The sequence below is a fragment of the Alteribacter populi genome (assembly GCF_002352765.1).
GTDB lineage: Bacteria > Bacillota > Bacilli > Bacillales > Salisediminibacteriaceae > Alteribacter > Alteribacter populi.
Genome location: NZ_KZ293963.1, coordinates 3,426,078 through 3,449,196 on the forward strand (window position 1 = coordinate 3,426,078; position 23,119 = coordinate 3,449,196).

The following is a 23,119-nucleotide window of genomic DNA, read 5'->3' on the forward strand; positions in this document are numbered from 1 at the left end:
TCACGCCGCTCGTCTCAAGGGCTTTTGGTAGAATTCCTTGACTTTTGTGTAGAATAAACTCTCCATTGTGTATAATAATCCCTCTTTTGTGTAGAATTCACTTACTTTGATGAAGTTGTAAAGCATCCTTGAGACTTTAAAACATACGGCGGAAGCTAACGCTGTTTTTCTTATGGAGTAAAAGCTTAATTCCAGGTGCACTCAACACATTAAAATTTTTTAGTTTTAATGCAATTTTTAAAGAACTTAGATAGATGTTATTCAATCTTTGTTAAATATAGCTATCATTATAGATAAGTAAATGAAAGCGATTTCTTGAGGGGGGAAAGCATGAGTTTAATTTTTCCGAAAGGCTTTTTATGGGGAAGTGCCACATCAGCTCCACAGTTTGAAGGAGCTTCATCAATCGGGGGGAAGTCAGAGACGGTTTGGGATTATTGGTTTAGCACCTCTCCGGAACGTTTTCATGGAGGAGTAGGGCCAGAGCGGACATCTGATTTTTACCATCATTTTGAAACCGATATTGAAAATATGAAAAAGATTAACATGAACTCATTGCGCACTTCGATTTCATGGGCGAGATTATTACCAGATGGGGAGCGGATCAATGACGAAGCGGTGAGCTTTTATCGTGAGGTTTTTAAGAGCTTAATAGCAAACAATATCAAGCCGATCGTCAACTTATATCATTTCGATATGCCGCTGCGTCTTCATTTACAGGGGGGATGGGAAAATAAAGAGGTTGTTTATGAATTTGCGTATTATGCAAAAACAGCTTTTGAGCTATTTGGCGATCTGGTTAGTGATTGGGTGACATTTAATGAGCCAATGGTACCGATTGAAATGGGTTATTTAAATGATAAACATTTACCGGCAATATACGACCTAAAACGCGCTGTGAAGGCAGCTTTTCATACGATGCTGGCTCATTCACATGCAGTAAAACAATTTAAAGAGGTAATAAAAGAAGGGCGGATCGGGTTGATTTTAAACTTAACGCCAACCTATCCGAAGAGTTCAGAACCTGAGGACGTGCAAGCGGCGAATTGGGCAGACTTATTTTTTAACCGTAGTTTCTTAGATCCTGCTGTTAAAGGGGAATATCCGGTGGAACTCATCACTTGGGCAAAGCAAATCGGTGTACTCCCGGAATACGAGTCGGATGATGTGAAAGTGATAAAAGAGAATCCCATTGATTTTCTTGGGGTTAATTATTATCAGCCTAAAAGAGCCCAACGTCCAGTAAATAAAGATCATACTAGCGTTCTCTCTCTTCATCATTACTTTGAGCCTTACGTATGGCCTGGTCGTAAAATGAATCCTCATCGCGGGTGGGAAATATATGAACAGGGTCTTTATGATATTGCGATCAATATCAGAGACCATTATGGAAATATTCCGTGGTATGTCGCTGAAAATGGCATGGGGGTTGAGGGTGAAGAACAGTTTCTGAATGAATCAGGAGAAGTGCAAGATGATTACCGAATTGAATTTATTACAAATCATTTGGAATGGCTTCATAAGGGGATAACAGAAGGATCGAATTGCTTTGGCTATCATGTTTGGACATTTGTCGATAATTGGTCTTGGCTGAACGCATATAAAAACCGGTACGGCTTGTTCAGGTTGGATATAACGACCCAAGAGCGTCATACAAAAAAGAGCGGAATGTGGTTCCGGGAACTCACAGCTTCTAATCATTTACAAAGGAAGATGAATGATGAGTGTTCTACTGACGGTTGATATAGGGGGGACGTATACGAAGCTGGCTCTCGTTTCTAACAACCTGCAGCTACTAGAAGAGAGTCAAGTAGATACGCCTGCTACTTTTCAACAACTGGTTCAGGCCCTGACTCATTATTACAAGCAGACCGTAACCAATTATCAAATTAAAGGTATCGCCATTAGTAGTCCGGGTAGTGTGAAGGATACTGGCGAGGTTCTCGGTTACAGCTCTGTTCCATTTCTACATGAGCAAAATATAAAAGTTGGGATAGAGAAGCGTTACGATTTGCCGGTTTCGATTGAAAATGACGCGAACTGTGCAGCGTTAGCGGAGAAGTGGAATGGCGCTGCATGCGATGTCGAAACGTATGCATGCATCGTAGTTGGAACAGGGGTAGGTGGCGCGATCGTGATCAATAACCAGCTCCATAAAGGGGCGAACTTACACGGTGGTGAGTTTGGCTATGCGATTATGTCCAGTGAACGGCAAGAAAACACCTACGATACATGGAGTATTGTAGGGTCGTCCTCAGCTATAACGCGCAGGTTAAAAGAGGAACCTCCTTTTTTCGATGGATGGACAGGAGAGTTAGCCTTTGAATATGCCAAGAAAGATCATGCCGAAGCAAAGAAAACAATCGATGAATTCTTTCATTCGCTAGCAGTGGGTGTATTTAACATTCAGTATATGATCGACCCGGAAAAAATTCTTATTGGAGGTGGAGTGACAAGGCAGCCTGGCTTTATGGATCAACTCCATCGGCAGCTGGATCGTATTTATGAAAACCTGTCATTTGCCTCCATTCATCCGAACGTTCAGCTTTGTCGTCATCTTGATAAAGCCCAGCTTCTGGGTGCTGCGTATGTTTGGAAAGAAAAATACGGAAAGTGGTGATAGAACATGTTTGATCGTATCGGTGGTTTTTTTACAGAATGCAGCAATTGGATTTGGCGGATGATGCTTCTCAACTGGATATGGTTTCTCCATGTTTTATTCGGAGGTGTCGTATTAGGAATATTTCCTGCAACGGTTTCATTATTTGCGACAACAAGAGAATGGCTTAACGGAGGCATCGATAAGCCGATATGGAAAAACTATCACGCGTATTATAAGAGGAATTTTTGGAAAACGAATGGCTTAGGGTGGATTTATCTTTTGGTTGGCGGCTTTTTAATTTTGGATCTCTACCTCGTCAGTCAAATCCAAGGGATGGTTGCACTTCTTAGTACACTCGCCATTATATTGTTGCTTATTGTTTATCTATTTTCCTTTCTTTATTTCTTCTCTTATTACGTTCATTTTGAGCAATCGTTTACCGGATATTTACTACAGCCGTTTATTATCACATTCATAAGCTATAAGCAGAATTTTTTAATTGGCTTCGGATTGTTTGTGGTCGGCTATTTAATTTTTCAGCTTCCCGGACTCATTCCTTTTGCTTTAGGGGTCATGCCAGCTTACTGGATTATGAAAGTATCGTTAAATCGTTATAAGCAAATGCAAGAAAAATGGGAAAATGCAGCGGTTGAAGGAGGAAAATCATGAAGAATGAAAAAACAGCGTATATTATTTCTCACTCCCATTGGGACAGGGAATGGTATATGTCATTAGAGGAACATCGGTATTACTTAGTGAAATTAGTAGATGATTTGCTGGAGTTACTAGATGAAGACCCTGATTTTCATAGTTTTCATATGGACGGACAGACAATTATGATTGATGATTACTTGCAAGTTCGCCCAGGAAAAAGCGAAAAAGTAAAAAAATATATTCGTGAAGGTAGATTAATCGTTGGTCCCTGGTATATTTTGCAGGATGCTTTTTTAACGAGCTCTGAAGCAAATGTAAGAAATCTATTTTACGGCATGAAAGAGACAAAAAAGTTGGGGCAAGAAGGTAAAATTGGCTACTTCCCGGACACGTTTGGTATATACGGTCAAGCGCCTCAGCTATTAAAACAAGCTAGCATTGATGTGGCTACGTTTGGAAGAGGGGTAACACCGACGGGCTTTAACAATCAAGTTCATCATCTTGATGACTATGCCTCTCCATACTCAGAGTTAGTGTGGGAATCGCCGGATGGTTCTTCCGTATTAGGCGTGTTATTTGCGAATTGGTACTCAAACGGGAACGAAATACCCGAAGATCGGGAAAAAGCGAAGGCGTTTTGGGAAAAGAAGCTCACAGAGGCGGAAAAGTTTGCCTCCACTTCTCATCTTTTATTTATGAATGGTTGTGACCACCAGCCTGTTCAAAAAAACATTACAAAAGCGATTAAGCAAGCGAATGAGCTCTACCCTTCTGTTAGCTTTAAGCATACTAGCTTTCAAGATTATCTGATGAATGTAAAAAAAGATTTGCCTCATACGCTGCAAGAAATCAATGGAGAGTTAAGAAATCAAAAAACGGATGGCTGGTCGACGCTTGTCAATACAGCTTCTTCCCGCATTTATTTAAAGCGGGCGAATGACCGCTGTCAAACGCTTTTAGAAAGAGTGGTAGAACCGATAGGATTGTTGGCGAACAATAAACAGTTTTTCAATGATTTTTCAGAGTACTACTGGAAGTTATTAATGGAAAATCACCCACACGATAGTATATGCGGCTGTAGTGTTGATTCCGTTCATCGTGAAATGGTGACGAGGTTTGAAAAAGTAGAAAAAGGTGCCACTAAGCTGGTGGATGAGCAATGTATGGAAATAGCCAGCACAATAAATACAAATCATCCAATTGAAGATGCGATACCGATGGTCTTGTTCCATACGAGCGGACAGCCGACATCAAAGGTGGTCACAGAAAAGGTTCAAGTAAAGAAGATTTATTTTGATGAAATGGATTTTAGATCCATTCCAGGCAAGCTTAAGTCAGAATCGTTGCCTTCTTATCATGTTGAGCTTGCGGATGGTTCAGTAACCTCTGTTCAAATAAAAGACTTGGGTGTTCGCTTTGGGTATGATCTCCCTAATGATCAGTTTAGAAAGCCTTATTATGCAAGGGAAGTAGAAGTAACATTTTTTTATCAGACAAACGTTCATGTTGGGTACGAGTGCTGTTTCTTAGTTCCAGATGAAGCTCCTTTACAAGAGGGAGAGACTGTACTGATGTGGAACCAGGATAAAAATAGCTTAGAAAATGAGCATATTGTTGTCGACATTCATCCAAATGGAAGCTATTCATTAACAAATAAACAAACCCATGAAACGTACAACCGGTTAGGAATCTATGAAAATACCGGTGATATCGGAAATGAGTATATGTATAAACAGTCTGGAGATGGAGAAGTTTTAACGACCGAAAATGCCTCAGCTTCTGTGCAAATCCTTGAAGACAGCCCATACGTTGCAAAAGTAGCGATTCATACGAGCTTTTCGGTCCCGAAAGAAGCAGATGAGAATCTACAAACTGAAAGAGAGAATCTTGTGTGGCATCCGGAACGCCGATCAGGGAGGAGTTTAGAAAGTACGGACATAACCATAAAAACGCAGCTGCTTTTAGAGAAGCAAGCAAAGGGGTTAAAAGTAGAAGTTGAAATCAACAACACGGCAAAAGACCATCGTTTACGTGCACTCTTTCCTGTCGGGAAACAGAATGTTCATCATTACGCTGATAGCATTTTTGAAATTGCAAAGCGTCCGAATGAACCAGAAAAAGAATGGAAAAATCCTTCAGTAGATCATCACATGCAGCGTTTTGTCAGTTTAAACGATGAGCAGCGCGGTTTAACCATTGCTACGAAAGGATTACATGAATATGAAATTTTAAATAAGGATACGATCGCCGTTACGTTACTTAGGTCAGTTGGAGAGATGGGCGATTGGGGTGTGTTTGAATCGCCAGAGGCACAATGTTTAAGGATAAATAAAGCGGAATTTATGATCATTCCGCATGAGGACAGTGTTCTTTCTTCTCATGCCTATTTAACGGCGTATGATTATCCTTTTACGCCTACAATGGTTCAAGTCAGTCAGCAAGACGGGGTACTCCCAAATGTGAAAAGCTTATTTACTTGGGAAGGAGAGGGGCTCGTGTTAACAACGTCAAAACAAACGGACGATGGTAGCGGCATGATTTTGCGGTGGTTTAACCCTACCTCAAGGTCAATTCCATTAACGGTCGATTGTCTTGGAGAAAAAGCGGTATACGAGTCTAACATCATAGAGGAGAAGAAAGAGAAAGTAACCGGAAAATTAGCGGGTCAACCGGTAAATCCATATGAAATTGTAACTTTTTTAGTTGAAGCCGATGTTAAATAACTTTGTTGAATGTTGATGAATAAATTGGGTTTTGCGTAGAATTCATGAGGTTTTATGTAAAAAAGATCGGGTTTTGTGTAGAATTGTTTTACTAATAGAGCCTGTCTGATAGGAGGCGTGAGTAATGGTAAATGAAAACAAAGAAATCCCAAGCTCATTTGAGCGGATCATAAATAAAGTTAATGAAGCGTATGCTGACGATTTAGAAGTTCAAAAATTATTTAAACAATGCTTTTTAAATACATTCACGACGACATTGCAGCAAGATGCTGACGGTACTTTTGTTATTACGGGGGATATCCCTGCCATGTGGCTGAGAGATTCTTCAGCTCAAGTGCGGCCTTACTTAACTGTTGCAGGTGAAGATGCTGAGGTAGCTAAGTGGTTAAAGCAAGTGATCACCCGCCAGTGGAAATATATTTTACAAGATCCTTATGCGAATGCTTTTAATCGAAAGGCGAACGGGGAAGGGCATCAAGACGACCATACCGACATGACTCCGTGGATTTGGGAAAGAAAGTATGAAGTGGATTCGCTTTGTTACCCGATTCAATTGACTTATTTATATTGGAAGGCAACGGGGGACCATGACATTTTAAATTCGACATTAAAAGAAGTGCTTAAGGTCATTTATCAAGTGTGGAAAGTCGAGCAACACCACGAGGAGCAATCCCCTTACACGTTTGAGCGGAGTGACTGCCGCGTATCGGATACGCTCCTTCGTAATGGTAAAGGAGGAGATTCTACGTATACAGGGATGACTTGGTCAGGATTCCGTCCTAGTGATGATGCTTGTCTTTACGGATACCTCATTCCAGCGAATATGTTTGCTGTTGTTGTACTCGGTTATGCCGAGGAAATGCTCGGTGCGATGAAAGAGGAAGCATTAGCAAAGAGCATGAGCGAATTAGCTGTCGAAATTAAGCAGGGCATTGAGCGCTTCGCAAAAATTGACCATCCGATCTTCGGTGACATGTATGTCTATGAAACGGACGGAAAAGGGAACGTCAATTTAATGGATGATGCCAACGTTCCGAGTTTGTTGTCGATGCCGTATTTAGGATATACATCAAGCTTAGACGACACGTACTTGAATACACGAGAGTTCATTTTAAGTCGACACAATCCGTATTATTACGAAGGCGAGCAAGCTTGTGGAGTTGGCAGTCCTCATACTCCTGATCATTATGTTTGGCATATTGCTCTGGCTGTTCAAGGGATGACGTCAACAGACCCTGCTGAGAAAAAGCGCATTCTTGAGGTGTTTAAACGAACACACGGCTCTACTTATTACATGCATGAAGGCTTTGATGCAAGTCGTCCTGAAAACTACACACGATCTTGGTTTGCCTGGGCAAACTCAATGTTTAGTGAGTTTATTTTAAGTACTGTCGGCATTCACGTCCCTGGAAGTCCACTTGAAGTGAACGGGAGGAAAAAGAATGTTTTATAAAATAGAAAAAATCGAAAACCGACTAAATGAATTAGATCGCTATCGCTACCGCCATACAAAGCAAGTCGATTCATTTTCAATGTATGAACCAAAAGCAGGAGAGGAAACACTTTTGCCGAGTGAATATTCAAATGAAAAAATGCAAGTCAACGATACTTGGTCAGGTAGAGATCGTTATGTATGGTTACATACGAAGCTTGAAATCCCAACCGATTGGGAAGCCGATAAAGTCGTGTTGTTTCTTGACTTAGGTCGAACTGGTGGCGGCAATAACTCAGGGTTTGAATCGTTACTCTATATTGATAAACAACCGTTTCAAGGTGTCGATTCCAATCATCAAGAGGTGATTTTACCGATCCCTTGTCCTGATGAAGTTGAAGTCGATATCCTTTTATGGTCAGGTTTAGAAGGTGGTGGACAACAACAAGAACAATTTTACCGATTAAAAGAAGCGTGGTATGGCATATTGGATGAAAAGGTTGATGGTCTGTACTATTTGTCTAAGGCACTTTTGGATTCAGTAAAGCAACAAGATGTTCACGACCCAAATCGTGCAGCGGTTCTAAGTCTATTAAATGACGCTTTTCATATCATTGACTGGACGATGCCTAGTAGTGAGGAATTCTATGAAACGTTGTATCAAGCATGTGATCATCTTGAAGACCGTCTTCGCTCCATGGAAAAAAAGTCCGAGGTGACCATCCATACGATTGGTCACTCGCATATCGATTTAGCTTGGCTGTGGCGAGTGAAGCATACGAAAGAAAAAGCGAAGCGGACATTTTCAACGGTATTAAGGTTAGCTGAGCTTTACCCTGATTATATTTATTTACAAAGTCAGCCTCAGCTTTATCAGTGGGTAAAAGAAGAAGATCCTGAGCTATATGAGGAGATTAAAGAGAAAGTAAAGGCTGGGCAATGGGAAGTTGAAGGGGCAATGTGGGTAGAAGCTGATTGTAATATTCCTTCTGGGGAATCTTTTGTTCGCCAGCTTTTATACGGGAAACAATTCATTAAAAACGAATTTGGAAAAGAAAGCAACACCTTATGGCTACCTGATGTTTTTGGGTACAGCTGGTCCCTTCCCCAAATCTTAAAAAAATCAGGAATCGACACCTTTATGACGACAAAGATTAGCTGGAATCAATACAACCGTATGCCACACGATACATTTAAGTGGAAAGGGATTGACGGTACGGAGATTTTAACTCATTTTATTACAACACCCGAGCCAGGTCGTGAAGAGGATTCCTGGTTTTATACGTATAATGGTGTGGTTACTGCTGAAACAGTGAAAGGGATATGGGAGAAATACCGAAATAAAAATATCAATAATGACTTGTTATTGGCGTACGGATACGGTGATGGCGGCGGCGGAGTGAACCGGGAAATGCTTGAAATGAAAAGGCAATTCAATAAGATCCCAAGTATGCCGAATGTCGTATCTACGAAGGCTGATGCGTATTTTTCTAAGCTCCACGAAAATATTTCCAATACGAATGAGTATTTACACACGTGGGATGGTGAATTATATTTAGAATATCATCGTGGGACCTATACGAGCCAGGCAAAGATGAAAAAGCAAAACCGCAGGCTCGAGAACGCTTATCGTCAAGCGGAGCTCTTATCATCGTGGGATGCTATGTTAATAGGATGGGAGCAGTACCCTTCGACATTAATCGAATCGGGCTGGAAAAAGATTTTGCTCAATCAGTTCCACGATATTATTCCAGGCTCTTCTATTCCAGAAGTTTACGAGGATGCTGACAAAGACTATGAAGAAGCGAACAGCATTTACAAAAGCTTGATTGAACGTCACCACCATGAAGCAATGGAGCATTCTGAGCAGCAATGGTCTGCGCTTAACCCGCATCAATACGCTAGCCCGACTCTAGTAACAGTACCAGAGAATAAGGTTGGTGAAGATAAAGCCTTTGCCATGAAAGGGCGAATGCTGCCTTCTCAAAAGACGGAAAATGGAGACTATTTAGTTTTACTAGAGGACATTCAACCGTTTTCTTATCACGCGATTCAAGCGGTGGATGCAAAAGCGTCAGCTGAGAAGCCATTAAGTCAGGTGAATCTTGATGAGCGTACTTGGGAGACGCCAGCGTACATGATCGAATGGAATGAATGGGGACAGTTAACGAGAATATATGATAAACATGAACATAGGGAAATCATCCCGCACGGTGAAAAAGGAAACGTGTTTAAGCTGTTTGAAGATAAGCCGTTAGCGCACGATGCGTGGGATATTGATTTATTTTACATTGAGAAGCCTTCGGTGATTGATGAGCTTTCAACCTATGAAATCATTGAGAGTGGCCCGTTAAGGACGACATTGAAGTTTGCATGGAGCAGACCTCATGTTGAGATCGTTCAATATGTGCACTGTTACAACCACTCACAGCGAATTGATTTCGAAACCGAGGTAAACTGGACGGCGCGACAACAATTATTAAAAGTAGAATTTCCTGTTGATATTCGCACGTCAGAAGCCATTTTTGATATTCAATTCGGAAATGTGAAAAGACCGACTCATTGGAATACGTCATGGGATATGGCGCGATTTGAAACCGTCGGCCATAAATGGGCAGCGCTTGCAGAGCCTTATTACGGTGTAAGCTTAATGAATGACAGTAAGTATGGGTATTCAGTAAAGGATCACGTCCTCTCTTTAACACTATTAAAAGGTGCGATTCACCCTGATCCGAAAGCAGATATCGGCTTCCATCAATTTACGTATTCGATTTTCCCTTTTCGTGGTGAAGGCAATAAGCGAGAGGTTGAAAGAGAGTCAACGTACTTAAATACAGACATCAAAGCGGTTGAAGGGGAGCATAAAAAACCTTATGATCGCTCACTCGTAACCTTATCAAGTGACCAAGTCGTTGTCGATACAATCAAGAAAGCAGAGAACAGCAATCGCTTAATCATTAGGCTGCATGAAATGGAAGGCGCTCGCGGCGTCATTGATTTGACGACCGGGTACAAAGTAACCAGATGGCGAGAAGTTAACTTAATGGAGGACATTGGCTTAACAGAGTATCTTGATACGCCAATGACGTTAACTTTTTCTCCGTATGAAATCAAAACAGTCGAAGTTGATTTATCAACGGAATAATGACGGTAGGGGCAGAGGCTAAACGAGTTAGTCTCTGTTTCGCTATAAGAGGATGTTCAAAAAGTTCGGGATGTGACAAAATGAAAGCGCTTATTCGGTTTTTAAAAAAGTTAAGTGGCAGGATGTTTTACCGAATCTTTTTTACTTATTCAACGATCATTCTTTTTTCGATGGCTGCGTTATTTTTCATTCTTTCAACGTTTTATACGGATTTTATTATTCAACGAGAAATTGATCGCCATAAAACCGTGATGAAGGATATTGAGTCAGAAATACAACGTAAGCATTTTTTTGTTACGCAAGGTGTTCGTCAGCTATATCTAGAAAAAGATCTGATTGAGGACTTAGCATTTGCCTTACAGCACGACTATCAGGAGTATCTTGGTTATCGTCTTGATAAGTATTACCAAAGTGATTCCTTTGTTCCATATAACTTCGATGTTTTTATTAGGAACTATTTTTCAAGAGACTCCGATGTCATTGCAGCTGTAGTTCGAAACGATATTTACGAAACGGAATATGAATATTTATATAATCATGGGCTTTGGAGTAAGAGAGCTTATATGGAGTCTGGACCTGGACTAGAGGATGACCATTATTTCAAGGACTTTTACGTCGTCAGGCAACAAATCAACGACCCTATTTCATTAGACCGGCTAGGGACGATTGATGTGTATTTTTCGTATGACAGCATCAATCAGCTCCTATCGCTAAGAGACAATCCGATTGAGAGCTCCTTTATGCTGTTTGATGAAAACATGAATGAGTATTATTCTTTTGGTCCTGAACAGGAAGAGGTGAAAAATTCCCTTTCCTATAATGCTATTCAAGAGGGTTACGCTGAGATCGACCAGTACCTTGTTCAAGGTTTCGTAGATCCGGAGAGTGGCTTAATGATTACCTCTGCGATCCCCAAATATGAGATTACGCAATTATCTTCTTATCGATTTACGATTTTTATTATTATTTTACTTTTGTCTTTATTTTCAATTGTCCTGCCTTATATATCTTTAAAGAGCTATTCAAAGCGCGTCAAGCAAATTGAAGAAAAAATGGTCGAGGTGCAAAACGGAGATTTAGCTGTTCGCATCCATACGTCGAGGGTCGACGATGACTTAAATACGATTTCACGAACATTTAATGAAACGTTAGATCGCTTAAATGATTATATTAACAAAGTCTATTTTTCAAAGCTTAAGCAAAAAGAAGCCGAGCTGGCCAACCTTCAGGCACAAATTAACCCGCATTTTTTATATAATACGCTAGAAACAATTCGAATGAAGTCGTTAGCTGAAGGTGGAAAAACGACCGCCAAAATGATCGTACAGCTGTCAAATATATTCCGGCACTCTTTGCAAACAGCAGAATTAGTGACGATTCAAAATGAGCAAGATCATGCCTATCAATATCTTGAGCTATTTAAAATTAGGTTTCCTGATCAATTAACAAGCGAATTTCACATTGAAGAGCAAGTAAGGAGCGCCTATGTTCCACCGTTCATTTTGCAGCCATTAATTGAAAACTATCTTTTACACGGTTTAAAAAGAGACAGGCTAGATAATCGAATTGTCGTCGCTATTTTTAAGAAAAGGAATCGGTTATATATTGCATTGGAGGATAACGGAAAAGGGATTGAACAGTCCGAGCTAGAAAGCATTCAACAAAGATTAAAGAATGTTGAGAGCTCCTCCGACTCTATCGGATTAGGGAATGTGAATCAGCGAATTAAACTGAAGTTTGGTGATAAGTACGGGATCACAATTGATAGCGACGCAGGAAATTACACGAAGGTACTTGTAACCCTTCCGCTAATAAGTGAGGTGTAAAAAATATGTTGAAGGTGATGCTTGTTGATGATGAACCACTGATTGTTGAAGGAATGAAAAACATAATAGAGTGGGACGCGCTAGGTTTCGAAGTCGTTTCTACTGCTAAAAACGGAAAAGAAGCATTCGAAAAACTACAACAGACACAAGTGGATGTCTTGATTACAGATTTACAAATGCCAGAACGATCGGGACTCGAACTTATCGAAGCGGTAAAAGAAGAAAATGACCAAATAAAAACACTTGTATTAACCGGATTTCAAGAGTTTGAGTTAATAAAAAAAGGGCTTAGTTTAGGCATTGAAAATTATTTGTTAAAGCCGATTGATGAAGATGAACTCGTGTCATCGCTCTTGCATATTAAAGATAAGCTGAACCGAGCGTCCTTAGATGAACAGTCTCATTTAGTGTTAAGAGATCATGCCGTTTGGCGGTGGATTACGGGAAAAATGGAAAACGAAGAATTTGAAAGTAGAATCTCTCTTTATCCCTCGATACAAGTGAAACCGCAATTTTGGTTATGTTTAATAAAAGCAGAGTGGGAAGAGAAGGGAGGCGATTACCTCCATTCTTTACAATTGCAATTTGAGCGTGAAACAAGAGCGATAGCAGTTGTGACACCATCTGGAGATGTCCTATTACTTTGGAGTCACGTTCAATCTGAAGAAGATTGGAAGCATGACTACGATATGATGGTCAATATCGTAGAGGAAAGAGGAGAGGAAGGTGAATTCATTTTTGCAAGTAGTGATAAAATGAGTGATGTCTGTGAAATACCAAAGGCCTATCGAGAATTGGAAAAAACGTGTGAGCTAAAAATGCTGCTCCCAAAAAAAGATCATCAAATGGCCGACCAGCTTTATTCAGGTAAGGTCACTCATCAATCAAGCAATTATTTACGCCCGGATATGCTTGAGCAGTTGGCGAATCATCAGTATAGTGATGTAAAAGCAACGATAGAGAAGGCCTTAACGCATTTTGATCAAAGAAACCAGCCACTCATGATGAAAAGTATTTTGCTGGAACTTTTTTATCATGTTAAAAATCATTTTTTTATCCCACTTGAATATGAAACCTATGTGAAGATGGTTCACCAGATTATGTCGATTGATACGATGAAAGAGGGAATGGACGTTTTAGATCGTTGCATAGAACTCATAGAATATGTGCCAGTTCAAAAAAGTCAGCAAAAAAGCCCGATCATTGAAACAGTATTACATTATATTCATCAAAACTATGCGGAAGACATGTCGCTTAAAACACTGGGTCACCAATTCCATGTGAATTCAATCTATCTTGGACAGTTGTTTCAAAAAGAAATAAAGTGTTCGTTTACAAAATATCTAAATAAAATTAGGATCGATCGCTCGAAACAATTATTGCAAAATTCTTACGAGAAGGCCGGCAAAATCGGAAAAAAAGTCGGGTATGCAGATGCCACCTACTTTTATAAGCAATTTAAAAAGCTGGAAAAAGTAACACCAACAGAGTGGAGACACCAAAATAAGTGACTATACGCGATACGAGAGAAGGAGATCTTCGAAACAGGAGGTCTTCTTTTTTTGTGTGATGATGATGCAGGAAGCGCAAATTATGCTGGAAAGTACAGAAATTTTTTAATTGTATTTATTTTTAACAGTAAATCTAAGTTATCTTAACTTTTAAGTGTTGTAAGGGTTTTCATATAATTAATGTAAGAGGAAGTTCATAAGTGGAAAACGATTTTTAAATAAAAAAGGTAGAGAGGGGGAGCACAATGCAGCGTATGAAACAATTCGGGGCAAATTTATATAAAAGTCGCGTCTGGCTTTTGATGACTTTACCGGGTCTTATTTGGTTTTTAATTTTTGCTTATTTGCCGATGTTTGGTCAGGTTATTGCTTTTAAGGATTTCAGGTTCCATCCTGATGGATTTTTTGCAAGTGTGATTCATAGTGAGTGGGTGGGGTTTGATAATTTTAAGTTTTTATTTAGTACGAATGACGCGTTTATTATTACTAGAAATACAATTTTATATAATCTCGTTTTTATCGTTTTAGGGATTGTTCTGGCAGTTGGCGTGGCGATTATTTTAAGTGAGCTTACGAAACAGAAGTTTGCCAAGATCTATCAAACGGGCATGCTATTTCCTCACTTTCTTTCATGGGTTGTTGTTAGTTATTTTGTTTTTGCTTTTTTAAGTGTTGATCGAGGCTTCATGAATAATATTTTGACGACATTTGGTATGGATCCTATTTCATGGTATAACGAATCTACCTTTTGGCCTTACATCCTTGTTGCAGTCAGTCAATGGAAGGGTGTAGGATTTGGCAGTATCGTTTATTTAGCGGCGATCGTCGGGATTGACCGAAACTATTACGAGGCTGCGATGATCGACGGGGCAAGTAAATGGCAGCAAATTCGTCATGTTACGATTCCGATGATTATGCCTCTCATTATTATTTTAACGATCTTAAACATTGGGAACATTTTCAGCGCTGACTTTGGATTGTTCTATCAGGTTCCACGTGACTCAGGGCCGCTTTATTCGGTAACCAATGTTATTGATACTTACGTTTACCGTGGGCTTATGTCGATGGGCGATATTGGAATGAGCACAGCCGCAGGATTATATCAAGCAACGGTAGGCTTTGTTCTCATTTTAATTACAAACTATGTTGTTCGAAGAGTGGATGAAGATAGTGCCTTGTTTTAAAAGAGTCAACGGGAAAGGAGGGGGCTTTAGTGGAAAATTTGCCTAAAGTGACGAAAAAGGTTCCGGGGAATGTTTTAAATCAAAAGAAGAAACCTGAAAACGTGAGAAACTATAACCCTTATGGTTTTACTGGAAAAACGAGTATATTCATGCACATTTTATTATCCTCTTTCGCTTTTTTGTGCATATTCCCATTCATTTACGTCATTATTATTTCACTTACGAGTGAGCAATCTTTAGCTGTACACGGGTATAGTATCATTCCGAAAGAATGGAGCTTGGATGCATACCGGTATTTATGGACGATGAAAGAACAGCTGCTCCGTGCTTATGGTGTGACGATTTTTGTAACCGTGGTGGGAACGCTGATAAGTGTATCGATTATCGCTCTTTACGGGTATGCGATATCTAGAAAGCAGTTTATGTACCGAAAGCAATTTACCTTTCTCGCATTTTTTACGATGCTTTTCAGTGGCGGGATGGTGCCCTTTTATATTGTCGTCACCCAATTCTTAGGTTTGAAAAATTCAGTCTGGGCGTTAATTTTACCGCTTGCTGTAAACGCTTTCTATATTATTATCATGCGCACCTTTTTCCAACGCTCCGTACCAGAGCCTATTTTAGAATCAGCGCGAATAGATGGGGCGGGGGAGTTTCGGATCTTTTTTCAGATTGTTTTACCTCTCGCAATTCCCGCGATTGCTACGATTGCGCTTTTCAGTACACTCGCATACTGGAATGATTGGTTTAATGCGCTGTTATTTATCGACAACCCGAACTTAGTCCCATTGCAATCTTTGTTAATGAAAATAGAAAATAATTTAGATTTTATCCGTCAAAACGCGATGATCAGTAGTCAAGATTCAGCCTTACTAAATTCAATTCCACAAGATTCAGCTAAAATGGCGATTGTCGTTATTGCGACACTACCGATTGCATTATCGTACCCTTTCTTTCAAAAGTATTTCGTTAAAGGGCTTACCATTGGTGGAGTGAAAGAATAATCGTTGGTCGTAAAAGGGAGACAGTACTATAACGTTCTCTCTTTTTGATAAAAGCTCTTTGGCATAGATTGTTGTTTTATATTGATAAATCGAAGGAGCGAAAGCGTCCGCCTGTAGCGGGTTTGAGCGATAATTTGATCAAAAAGCAACAATCTTTTAGAAAAGAGCTTTGATAAAATATCATTATAACAAGGGGTGGGGGAAGAAGATGATGAAAAAAGCAAGTCTATTGTTGGTGATGATTTTTGGCATTGTCGGACTGTTGGCAGCTTGTGGTGGAGAAGAGGAAAGTTCAGCCGAAGAAGCGGATGGCACTGACAACGAAAACGACTCGTCGACGGAGCTAGAGGAAGTAGAACTAAAATGGTATTTGATTGGAACGCCTCAGCCGGACGTTGATAAAGTCATGGAAGAAGTAAATGAATATACGAAAGAGAAAATTAACGCAACGATTGATTTGAACTTGTTAGATTGGGGAGATTTTGACGAGAGAATGCAAGTCATTACCGCTTCAGCTGAAGAATATGACATTGCGTTTACTAGTTCATGGGCAAATAACTACGCGTTAAACGCACGCCGTGGAGCCTTTCTTGAGTTAAATGATTTGCTTGATGAGTACGGGCAAGACATGAAAGAGTTAATTGATCCGCAATTTTTAGAAGGTGCGGAAATTGACGGCTCTCTTTATGCGATTCCAACGAATAAAGAAGTAGGACAGCAAGCTGTACTTACATTTAATAATGAGCTTGCAGAAAAACATAATTTAGATGTTTCGAATGTGAGCTCTATAGAAGATTTAGATCCACTTCTAGAAGTGATTAAGGAAAATGAAACCGATGTGTCACCGATTGCAACGTTTGACGCTTATCTGCCATTTGATTCGATTTTGCAAGAGGAAATGCCGTTCGCGTTTCGCCTTGAAGGAAACACAGATGAAGTGGTGAATATTTACGAAGAACAAGAGACGATGGATACGTTAAACACGATGCATGATTATTATAAAAAGGGCTATATTCGTTCTGATGCTGCGACAAGTACAGACTCTTGGCCTTTAGAGGCAGGGAACTGGTTTGTTCGTAAAGAATTGTACCAGCCGTATGCAGAAAACCTTTGGACTCGTTCTGCAGGCTATGAAATTGTGGCACAGCCGCTTCACGAGCCTTACGTGTTTAACAATTCAGTAACGGGGTCTATGCAGGCGATTTCAGCAACATCTAAAAACCCTGAAAGAGCGATGATGTTCTTAGATCTGTTAAACTCTGATCCTTATTTGCGTAATTTGATTGATAAAGGGATTGAAGGCGTTCACTACGAGGAATTAGAAGACGGGTCGATTAAAGACTTACCAGCGCGTGTAGAAAGATACAATATGCCAAGCTTTGCGATTGGGAATCAGTTAATCTTAAAGCTTCATGATGATGAGCCGGAAGACAAATGGGAGGCTTTTGAGGAGTTTAATGAAGAATCGGTCCCATCACCGGTATTAGGATTCTATTTTGATTCTAATCCAGTTCGAACAGAGATTGCAGCGATTTCTAACGTTACGAGTGAGTATGCCCCAGCATTACTCAAAGGTGCTGTAGATCCAGAAGAATATTTACCGGATTTTAATGAAAAGCTTTATCAAGCTGGACTGGAAACCGTATTAGAAGAGATTCAAGATCAGTATGATGAGTGGAAAGGAAATCAATAGAATACTAAAAAGCCGAGGCCCTGTTGGAAAGATCCAATAGGGTCTCCTATAATGGAGGGAGCAAGATGTTAAGAGGGGCAATTGAAGCTGGTGGCACTAAGTTTGTTTGTGCTGTTGGGAATCAATCAGGCGAAATCGTCGATAAAGTAACCTTACCTACGAAAGGACCTGAGGTGACATTACAGGAAGTATACCGCTTTTTTCATAAATATCCGATTGAAGCATTGGGTGTTGGCAGTTTTGGCCCAATCGATTTAAATAAAAACAGTGATCGCTATGGTTATGTATTAAATACACCAAAAGTGAAGTGGAAAAACTTCCATTTTCTCGGTGAACTGGAAAGTCAGTACAACGTTCCCGTTTTCCTTGATACCGATGTGAACGTAGCGGCACTCGGTGAATTTACATGGGGAGCGGCAAAAGATGTCACAAGTGCCTTATACATCACGGTTGGCACTGGAATTGGTGCTGGGTTTGTTAAGGATGGTCAAACACTTATAGGGAAAAATCATCCGGAAATGGGGCATGTTTTTGTTCAAAAGCACAAGGACGATTCGTTCAAAGGATGCTGCCCTTATCATAATGCCTGCCTTGAAGGGCTTGCATCAGGACCTGCTATTAAAGAAAGGTATGGAGTCGAAGGGCACCTTCTAGGGGAAGAATGTCATGTTTGGGAGCTTGAAGCATACTATCTGGCCCAAGCGATTATGAATTATACGTTAGTTTTATCGCCAGAACGCATTATTTTAGGTGGCGGTGTGTTAAAGCAAGAAGGGTTGTATCGGCTCATTCGTAAAAAAGTAGCAAATCTCATGAATGGGTATGTCGACATCGAAAACATGGATGAGTACATCGTTCCCCCACAATTAATGGATGAACAAGGGATTAAAGGGGCTTTGGCATTGACCGGGGGTTAGAGGGTAAAAAGAGAAGAAATGAAACCTTATAAAGGTAAACCTACAAGGTAATTATTCATTCCCATGTAGGTTTTTTAGTGATAATTGAATAGCATTGAGGTGGTCATGCAGTCTGTTTTTATCGTTAGCTCTTTGTTGGGGGATGTTGATTGGTTCTTAAATTACGTAGGTCGCTCACAAGCTTTAGATACATTTCATATTGATTTATTTGTCATTTTAAAAGCTGGAACCGTTTATTAACTAAAGGAAAGAAAAACTGAATCACATGCTGAAAGAGGAAAACTAATAATGCTTAAATTTAAAATAGTTGAAATTATTTCATAATTCATCTGTTTAAAAAGTACACAACTTAAAAAAATATTTTCTCCCATTTTTTGATTAATACTTATTGTAAAAAGCGTATCTTATTGCAGCTCCGTTGGTCTGCATCTGCTCGCTTTCCGCGGACGAACCGCCAAGCCTCCTCGGGAAAAGCGCCCTGCGGGGTCTCGGCTAGTCCGTTTTTCCGCAGGAGTCTCGCGGGGCTAAAGAGACTCTCCTGTCGTACAATAGACATGAGGGGTTTGGGCTCAGAATTATGAAACCTGTAAAAATTTATCGAACTTAATAATTGAATATTCTCACTTATATAGGTAAAATTATGGAAAAGTAGGTAATATATAATAAAAGTCTCGAAGGATAACTAGACAATATAATAGATTAAGAGGGGGTGTGTATCGGTTGTTTACGTTATTGAAGCAACGTTATTTTCTGAAATTTTGGACTGCGCAAATTTTTACGCAATTGGGAGACGGGCTCATACGTACGGTGATTATTTATCTTATTGCCGCAACGACGAATGACCCCTTGATGGTAGGGTTAGTTATTTTTGCACAGATGCTACCGGTAGCTGTGTTTGGTGTTTTTATGGGTTCTCTGCCTGATCGATTTTCTAAGCGGTGGTTATTAGTGATCTCAAATATCTACCAACTGCTAGTTGTCATTGGGATGTGGTTTGTTCAAGACAGTGCATTATTGCTTCTTGGGATGATGTTAGTGTATGGGTTCGGTATTGGTCTTTATGAGCCAACGAGATCTGCATCAATACCTAGTATTGTTAAACAAGAAGACATCCCTAAAGCAGTCGGATTATCACAAGGAAGCACACAAGCGATGATGCTTATCGGGCCTGCCGTTGCAGGGTTATTGTTTTTTGCGGGTAATTACCTCATTATATTTAGTTTAATCTCAATCACGTACATTGTGGCTACATTATTATTATTTAATTTTTCATTTTTGGATGAAACCGCTGCAGATAAAGACAGTGATAGCGGAGAATCCTATTTAGCTTCGATAGGGAATGGGGTAAAGCAAGTATTTAGTATGCCTGCATTACGTTTTCTACTGATCATTCTTATCCCCATTACGCTTGCGGCAGGGGTCTTAAATACGAATATCAATACATTGTACCTGCAAACCTTCGATGTTCCAGCCGAACAATATGGATTTTTACTGGCAGTATTTGGCGGGGGGGCCATCATTGGAGCGTTAATTGCTCCAGCATTATTGAAAAAAACACGCCCTGGTTACATGATGATGGTCGGAGTGGGTCTTCTCGGCTGCTCGATGATTGCGATTTTGCTTGTTAGCTCACTAGAAGTCCAGGTTGGTTTTTTAGCTTTATATCTCTGGTCTGTGTTTACAGGAATCTTTAATACTACATTAAATGTGCCGATCAGTGCTTTGTTTTTGCAGACGACGCCAGCGTCATTTTTAGGAAGAGGGGCTTCGTTAATGCAGGCCAGTGTTAATTTAGGCACAATGGCAGGTATTTTATTGGGTGGCTGGTTTGCTGGGTGGATAGGCTCATTGTATACGACTGCATCTGTAGGTGTGTTTTTACTTTTAACCATTATGATGATTCCTCTTTTCAAAGGTTTTCGTTACTTAAATCAAGAAGCGCAGTCAGAAGGACCTTCAGAGCAAGTGAATACGATTGAAGGAGTGCTAGGCCGAGTCATCACGATCCGTCGAAATGTAACGGATTTAAATGTGATGCAAACATTGCTTCAAAAGCGAATGAATCGTATGTTAGCTTTGTTAGCCACGCAAACGCTGACAGTGGAGCAATTATCTAATCGGTTACATACACCAACCTCTTTACTTAGCGAAGATTTACAGATGCTCGAACAAAACCAATTGGTTAAGAAAGTTGAGGAAACAGAAGATTATCACGGTGCAGAGCCGATGTATACACTTAATAAGGAACGAACGGTAGAGTTCAACTTGGACCGCTCTCTTACTTCTTATAACCAATCCGTTGTCATGAATGGCGTGAATAACTTTATAAATCCTGGGTTACATATGCTCGAAAAACAACTCAATAGTCCTCAAGATGAGCCTGGGTATAAGGTGATGTTAAGTTCTTATACAGGACGGGTCACCGCAGATCAGTGGCGTTCAACTCATCAAGAGATGATGAAAAAGGTAGATGGGCATTTAAATAAGGATGAAGGTGAGGGAGAATCTGAAGCTTTTCCACTTACTTCTGATGAATCTCAACAGGAAGGGACCTATGTATTCGTACTAATGAGCTATCGACTTGAAGATAGTGAAAAATTAAATGCTGATTCATCGAAAGAACTAGAAAGTGATTTTGATACATTTGATAGAGGTACGGCGGTGGATAAATAGGGTAATGAACCTCTATTCGGAATAGATTCTACACCAAAGACGAATGATTCTACACAAAAAAGAAATAATTCTACACAAAAAAGAATGATTTCTACAAAATACAAACTTTTTTCTACACAAAAAGGAAAAGATTAGACATGTTGAAGGGAGTAGCTTTTACCACATGAACAAACCAGTAAAAATTGAGGAGTACCGCAATGGGATTTTAGAAAATGTTCACGAATGCCTTATTTATGCTGTGGATGGGTCACGAAACACAGTGATGAAGAGAGGTGAACCGTCGCATCCGATCTTTTACCGATCTGCAATGAAGCCGATTCAAGCGATTCCTGCCTTTCAGTCCAACGTAATCGAACAATATGGATTAAATTCAAATGAAGCTGCCTTGTTTATGGGTTCACATAGGGGTGAAGAGTATCATCAAGAGACGTTAATCCGTTTACTAGAAAAACTAAACGTAAAGGAAAACGACTTCGTTTGCGGCCATGCTTACCCTTTGAACGAAGCAGCAAAACACCGTTTTATAGCGGAGCGTAAAGAAAAAAGGAAGCTGTTCCATAATTGTTCCGGTAAGCATCTTGGTTTGATGGCAGCTGCGCGTGCATACGGTTATCCGATTGATGGATATGAACAGTTAGGTCACCCTATTCAACAACACATTTTATCAATCCTCGCTGACTTATCAGAAGTCGCCGCATCTGACATTGCTTCTGGAAAAGACGGGTGCGGGTTGCCAGTACACGCTGTGCCACTGAAAAATATGGCGCTCTCGTATTTGAAATTTGTAAAGCCGGAGCTCATTAGCGATACAAAAACGGCTAATGCGGTTTCAGCGGTTGGACAGGTCATGAACAAGCATCCAGAAATGATCGCTGCTCACCGATTTACTTGCTCAACGCTGCTGTTAGACGAAAATATAATTGCAAAAGGCGGTGCTCAAGGTGTTTACTGCTTTGCATTAAAAAAAGAAAGAATTAGTTTTGCTATTAAAGTATTAAGTGGATCAGAGCTCGTTTGGTCTTTATTAGTAGCTGAACTCTTAAAGAAAATCTCGTATGACAATAAAGGAACGATTGAAGCGTTATATGAATTACGTCCGCCTATTATTTATAGTGATGGTAATGATGTCGTGGGTGAGGTAGTTGTGAGGATTTAGGAAGAGTTCTTAAACAAGCAATATTTGGAGGAGCTATGTTAATGGCAACCAATAAATGGTTCTTGTATTTAGGAGTGACATGGACAATTCTATTTGCTGGCATGAGCTTCTATTGGGCAGTGGGTGGGATGATTGGTGTTAGATCACTAGGGGGTGCAGTTTATGAAATGTCATTAAATCCAACGCCCTCGTTTGTAGCAATTGTTTGGTTGACTGGATTCATAAAATTGCTTGGGGTAGTATTACTCATGATGCTTTTAATCAAATGGGGAAATTCACGAATTCAAAAGGCGCTCTATCTCATAACAAGAATGACTGGATTATTACTGTTTTTATACGGATTACTCAATTTCATCACAATATTCTTAAGTACAGTCGGTGTTTTAAACTTTGAACTAGATAGATACGCTACCTTTTGGAGATTAGTATTTTGGGAGCCTTACTGGATGATTGGGGGTATATGTTACTTTTTTTCTATTAGAAAAACGAGAGAATGAAAAGAATAATTGCCTATCATCTTTCTTTTGTGTATTGGTATGATATCCTTTTTTTGTATGATAAATTAAATTATACCATTCATTCAAACGAAGTATAAGTCT

General features: G+C 39.9%; 16 protein-coding genes. All 16 read left to right on the plus strand.

Annotated elements, in window-relative coordinates:
- Positions 1 to 330 precede the first annotated feature (330 nt).
- Positions 331 to 1,743, plus strand: a complete 1,413-nt coding sequence (locus CDZ94_RS15940) for a glycoside hydrolase family 1 protein (RefSeq protein ID WP_096438700.1) — start codon at positions 331 to 333, stop codon at positions 1,741 to 1,743.
- A complete protein-coding gene (locus tag CDZ94_RS15945; RefSeq protein WP_157911773.1) occupies positions 1,721 to 2,620 on the plus strand; it encodes an ROK family protein in 900 nt (299 codons plus the stop codon). The genes CDZ94_RS15940 and CDZ94_RS15945 overlap by 23 nt, the downstream gene beginning before the upstream one ends.
- 6 nt (positions 2,621 to 2,626) lie before the next feature.
- Positions 2,627 to 3,271: a YesL family protein gene (locus tag CDZ94_RS15950; protein WP_096438704.1), complete on the plus strand. Its 645-nt coding sequence runs from the start codon at positions 2,627 to 2,629 to the stop codon at positions 3,269 to 3,271.
- Positions 3,268 to 5,979 carry an alpha-mannosidase gene (locus CDZ94_RS15955; RefSeq protein WP_096438706.1) on the plus strand — a complete coding sequence of 904 codons (2,712 nt, stop codon included), beginning with the start codon at positions 3,268 to 3,270 and terminating at the stop codon, positions 5,977 to 5,979. Before CDZ94_RS15950 ends, CDZ94_RS15955 begins: the two co-directional genes overlap by 4 nt.
- A 124-nt stretch (positions 5,980 to 6,103) precedes the next feature.
- Complete coding sequence (locus CDZ94_RS15960; RefSeq protein WP_096438708.1) at positions 6,104 to 7,432, plus strand: glycoside hydrolase family 125 protein; 1,329 nt, start codon at positions 6,104 to 6,106, stop codon at positions 7,430 to 7,432.
- Positions 7,422 to 10,556 carry an alpha-mannosidase gene (locus CDZ94_RS15965; RefSeq protein ID WP_096438710.1) on the plus strand — a complete coding sequence of 1,045 codons (3,135 nt, stop codon included), beginning with the start codon at positions 7,422 to 7,424 and terminating at the stop codon, positions 10,554 to 10,556. The genes CDZ94_RS15960 and CDZ94_RS15965 overlap by 11 nt, the downstream gene beginning before the upstream one ends.
- Positions 10,557 to 10,636: 80 nt before the next feature.
- On the plus strand, positions 10,637 to 12,382 hold the full coding sequence (locus CDZ94_RS15970) for a sensor histidine kinase (protein WP_198546727.1): 1,746 nt from the start codon (positions 10,637 to 10,639) through the stop codon (positions 12,380 to 12,382).
- 5 nt (positions 12,383 to 12,387) lie between these two features.
- Positions 12,388 to 13,893, plus strand: coding sequence for a response regulator transcription factor (locus CDZ94_RS15975; RefSeq protein WP_096438714.1), 1,506 nt, complete (start codon positions 12,388 to 12,390; stop codon positions 13,891 to 13,893).
- A 254-nt stretch (positions 13,894 to 14,147) separates the two neighbouring features.
- Positions 14,148 to 15,077 carry an ABC transporter permease gene (locus CDZ94_RS15980; RefSeq protein ID WP_096440924.1) on the plus strand — a complete coding sequence of 310 codons (930 nt, stop codon included), beginning with the start codon at positions 14,148 to 14,150 and terminating at the stop codon, positions 15,075 to 15,077.
- Between the two features lie 101 nt (positions 15,078 to 15,178).
- A complete protein-coding gene (locus tag CDZ94_RS15985; RefSeq protein ID WP_425352566.1) occupies positions 15,179 to 16,081 on the plus strand; it encodes a carbohydrate ABC transporter permease in 903 nt (300 codons plus the stop codon).
- A 208-nt stretch (positions 16,082 to 16,289) separates the two neighbouring features.
- Entirely contained in the window at positions 16,290 to 17,774 is a 1,485-nt protein-coding gene (locus CDZ94_RS15990) for an ABC transporter substrate-binding protein (RefSeq protein WP_096438716.1), read from the plus strand.
- A gap of 65 nt (positions 17,775 to 17,839) precedes the next feature.
- The gene (locus CDZ94_RS15995) at positions 17,840 to 18,691 is read left to right on the plus strand and encodes an ROK family protein (RefSeq protein WP_096438718.1); all 852 of its coding nucleotides are present in this window, start codon (positions 17,840 to 17,842) and stop codon (positions 18,689 to 18,691) included.
- A 105-nt stretch (positions 18,692 to 18,796) separates the two neighbouring features.
- The gene (locus CDZ94_RS21865) at positions 18,797 to 18,931 is read left to right on the plus strand and encodes a hypothetical protein (RefSeq protein WP_280951861.1); all 135 of its coding nucleotides are present in this window, start codon (positions 18,797 to 18,799) and stop codon (positions 18,929 to 18,931) included.
- A gap of 480 nt (positions 18,932 to 19,411) precedes the next feature.
- Positions 19,412 to 21,364, plus strand: coding sequence for an MFS transporter (locus CDZ94_RS16000; protein WP_157911774.1), 1,953 nt, complete (start codon positions 19,412 to 19,414; stop codon positions 21,362 to 21,364).
- A gap of 163 nt (positions 21,365 to 21,527) precedes the next feature.
- Complete coding sequence (locus tag CDZ94_RS16005; protein WP_096438722.1) at positions 21,528 to 22,520, plus strand: asparaginase; 993 nt, start codon at positions 21,528 to 21,530, stop codon at positions 22,518 to 22,520.
- 41 nt (positions 22,521 to 22,561) lie between these two features.
- Entirely contained in the window at positions 22,562 to 23,017 is a 456-nt protein-coding gene (locus CDZ94_RS16010; protein WP_096438724.1) for a DUF3995 domain-containing protein, read from the plus strand.
- Positions 23,018 to 23,119: the final 102 nt, after the last annotated feature.

Bases quoted from the DNA above. Each gene is read 5' to 3' on its own strand.
- CDZ94_RS15940 (WP_096438700.1), top strand. From the start codon at position 331: ATGAGTTTAATTTTTCCGAAAGGCTTTTTATGGGGAAGTGCCACATCA.
- CDZ94_RS15945 (WP_157911773.1), top strand. From the start codon at position 1,721: ATGAGTGTTCTACTGACGGTTGATATAGGGGGGACGTATACGAAGCTG.
- CDZ94_RS15950 (WP_096438704.1), top strand. From the start codon at position 2,627: ATGTTTGATCGTATCGGTGGTTTTTTTACAGAATGCAGCAATTGGATT.
- CDZ94_RS15955 (WP_096438706.1), top strand. From the start codon at position 3,268: ATGAAGAATGAAAAAACAGCGTATATTATTTCTCACTCCCATTGGGAC.
- CDZ94_RS15960 (WP_096438708.1), top strand. From the start codon at position 6,104: ATGGTAAATGAAAACAAAGAAATCCCAAGCTCATTTGAGCGGATCATA.
- CDZ94_RS15965 (WP_096438710.1), top strand. From the start codon at position 7,422: ATGTTTTATAAAATAGAAAAAATCGAAAACCGACTAAATGAATTAGAT.
- CDZ94_RS15970 (WP_198546727.1), top strand. From the start codon at position 10,637: ATGAAAGCGCTTATTCGGTTTTTAAAAAAGTTAAGTGGCAGGATGTTT.
- CDZ94_RS15975 (WP_096438714.1), top strand. From the start codon at position 12,388: ATGTTGAAGGTGATGCTTGTTGATGATGAACCACTGATTGTTGAAGGA.
- CDZ94_RS15980 (WP_096440924.1), top strand. From the start codon at position 14,148: ATGAAACAATTCGGGGCAAATTTATATAAAAGTCGCGTCTGGCTTTTG.
- CDZ94_RS15990 (WP_096438716.1), top strand. From the start codon at position 16,290: ATGATGAAAAAAGCAAGTCTATTGTTGGTGATGATTTTTGGCATTGTC.
- CDZ94_RS15995 (WP_096438718.1), top strand. From the start codon at position 17,840: ATGTTAAGAGGGGCAATTGAAGCTGGTGGCACTAAGTTTGTTTGTGCT.
- CDZ94_RS21865 (WP_280951861.1), top strand. From the start codon at position 18,797: ATGCAGTCTGTTTTTATCGTTAGCTCTTTGTTGGGGGATGTTGATTGG.
- CDZ94_RS16005 (WP_096438722.1), top strand. From the start codon at position 21,528: ATGAACAAACCAGTAAAAATTGAGGAGTACCGCAATGGGATTTTAGAA.
- CDZ94_RS16010 (WP_096438724.1), top strand. From the start codon at position 22,562: ATGGCAACCAATAAATGGTTCTTGTATTTAGGAGTGACATGGACAATT.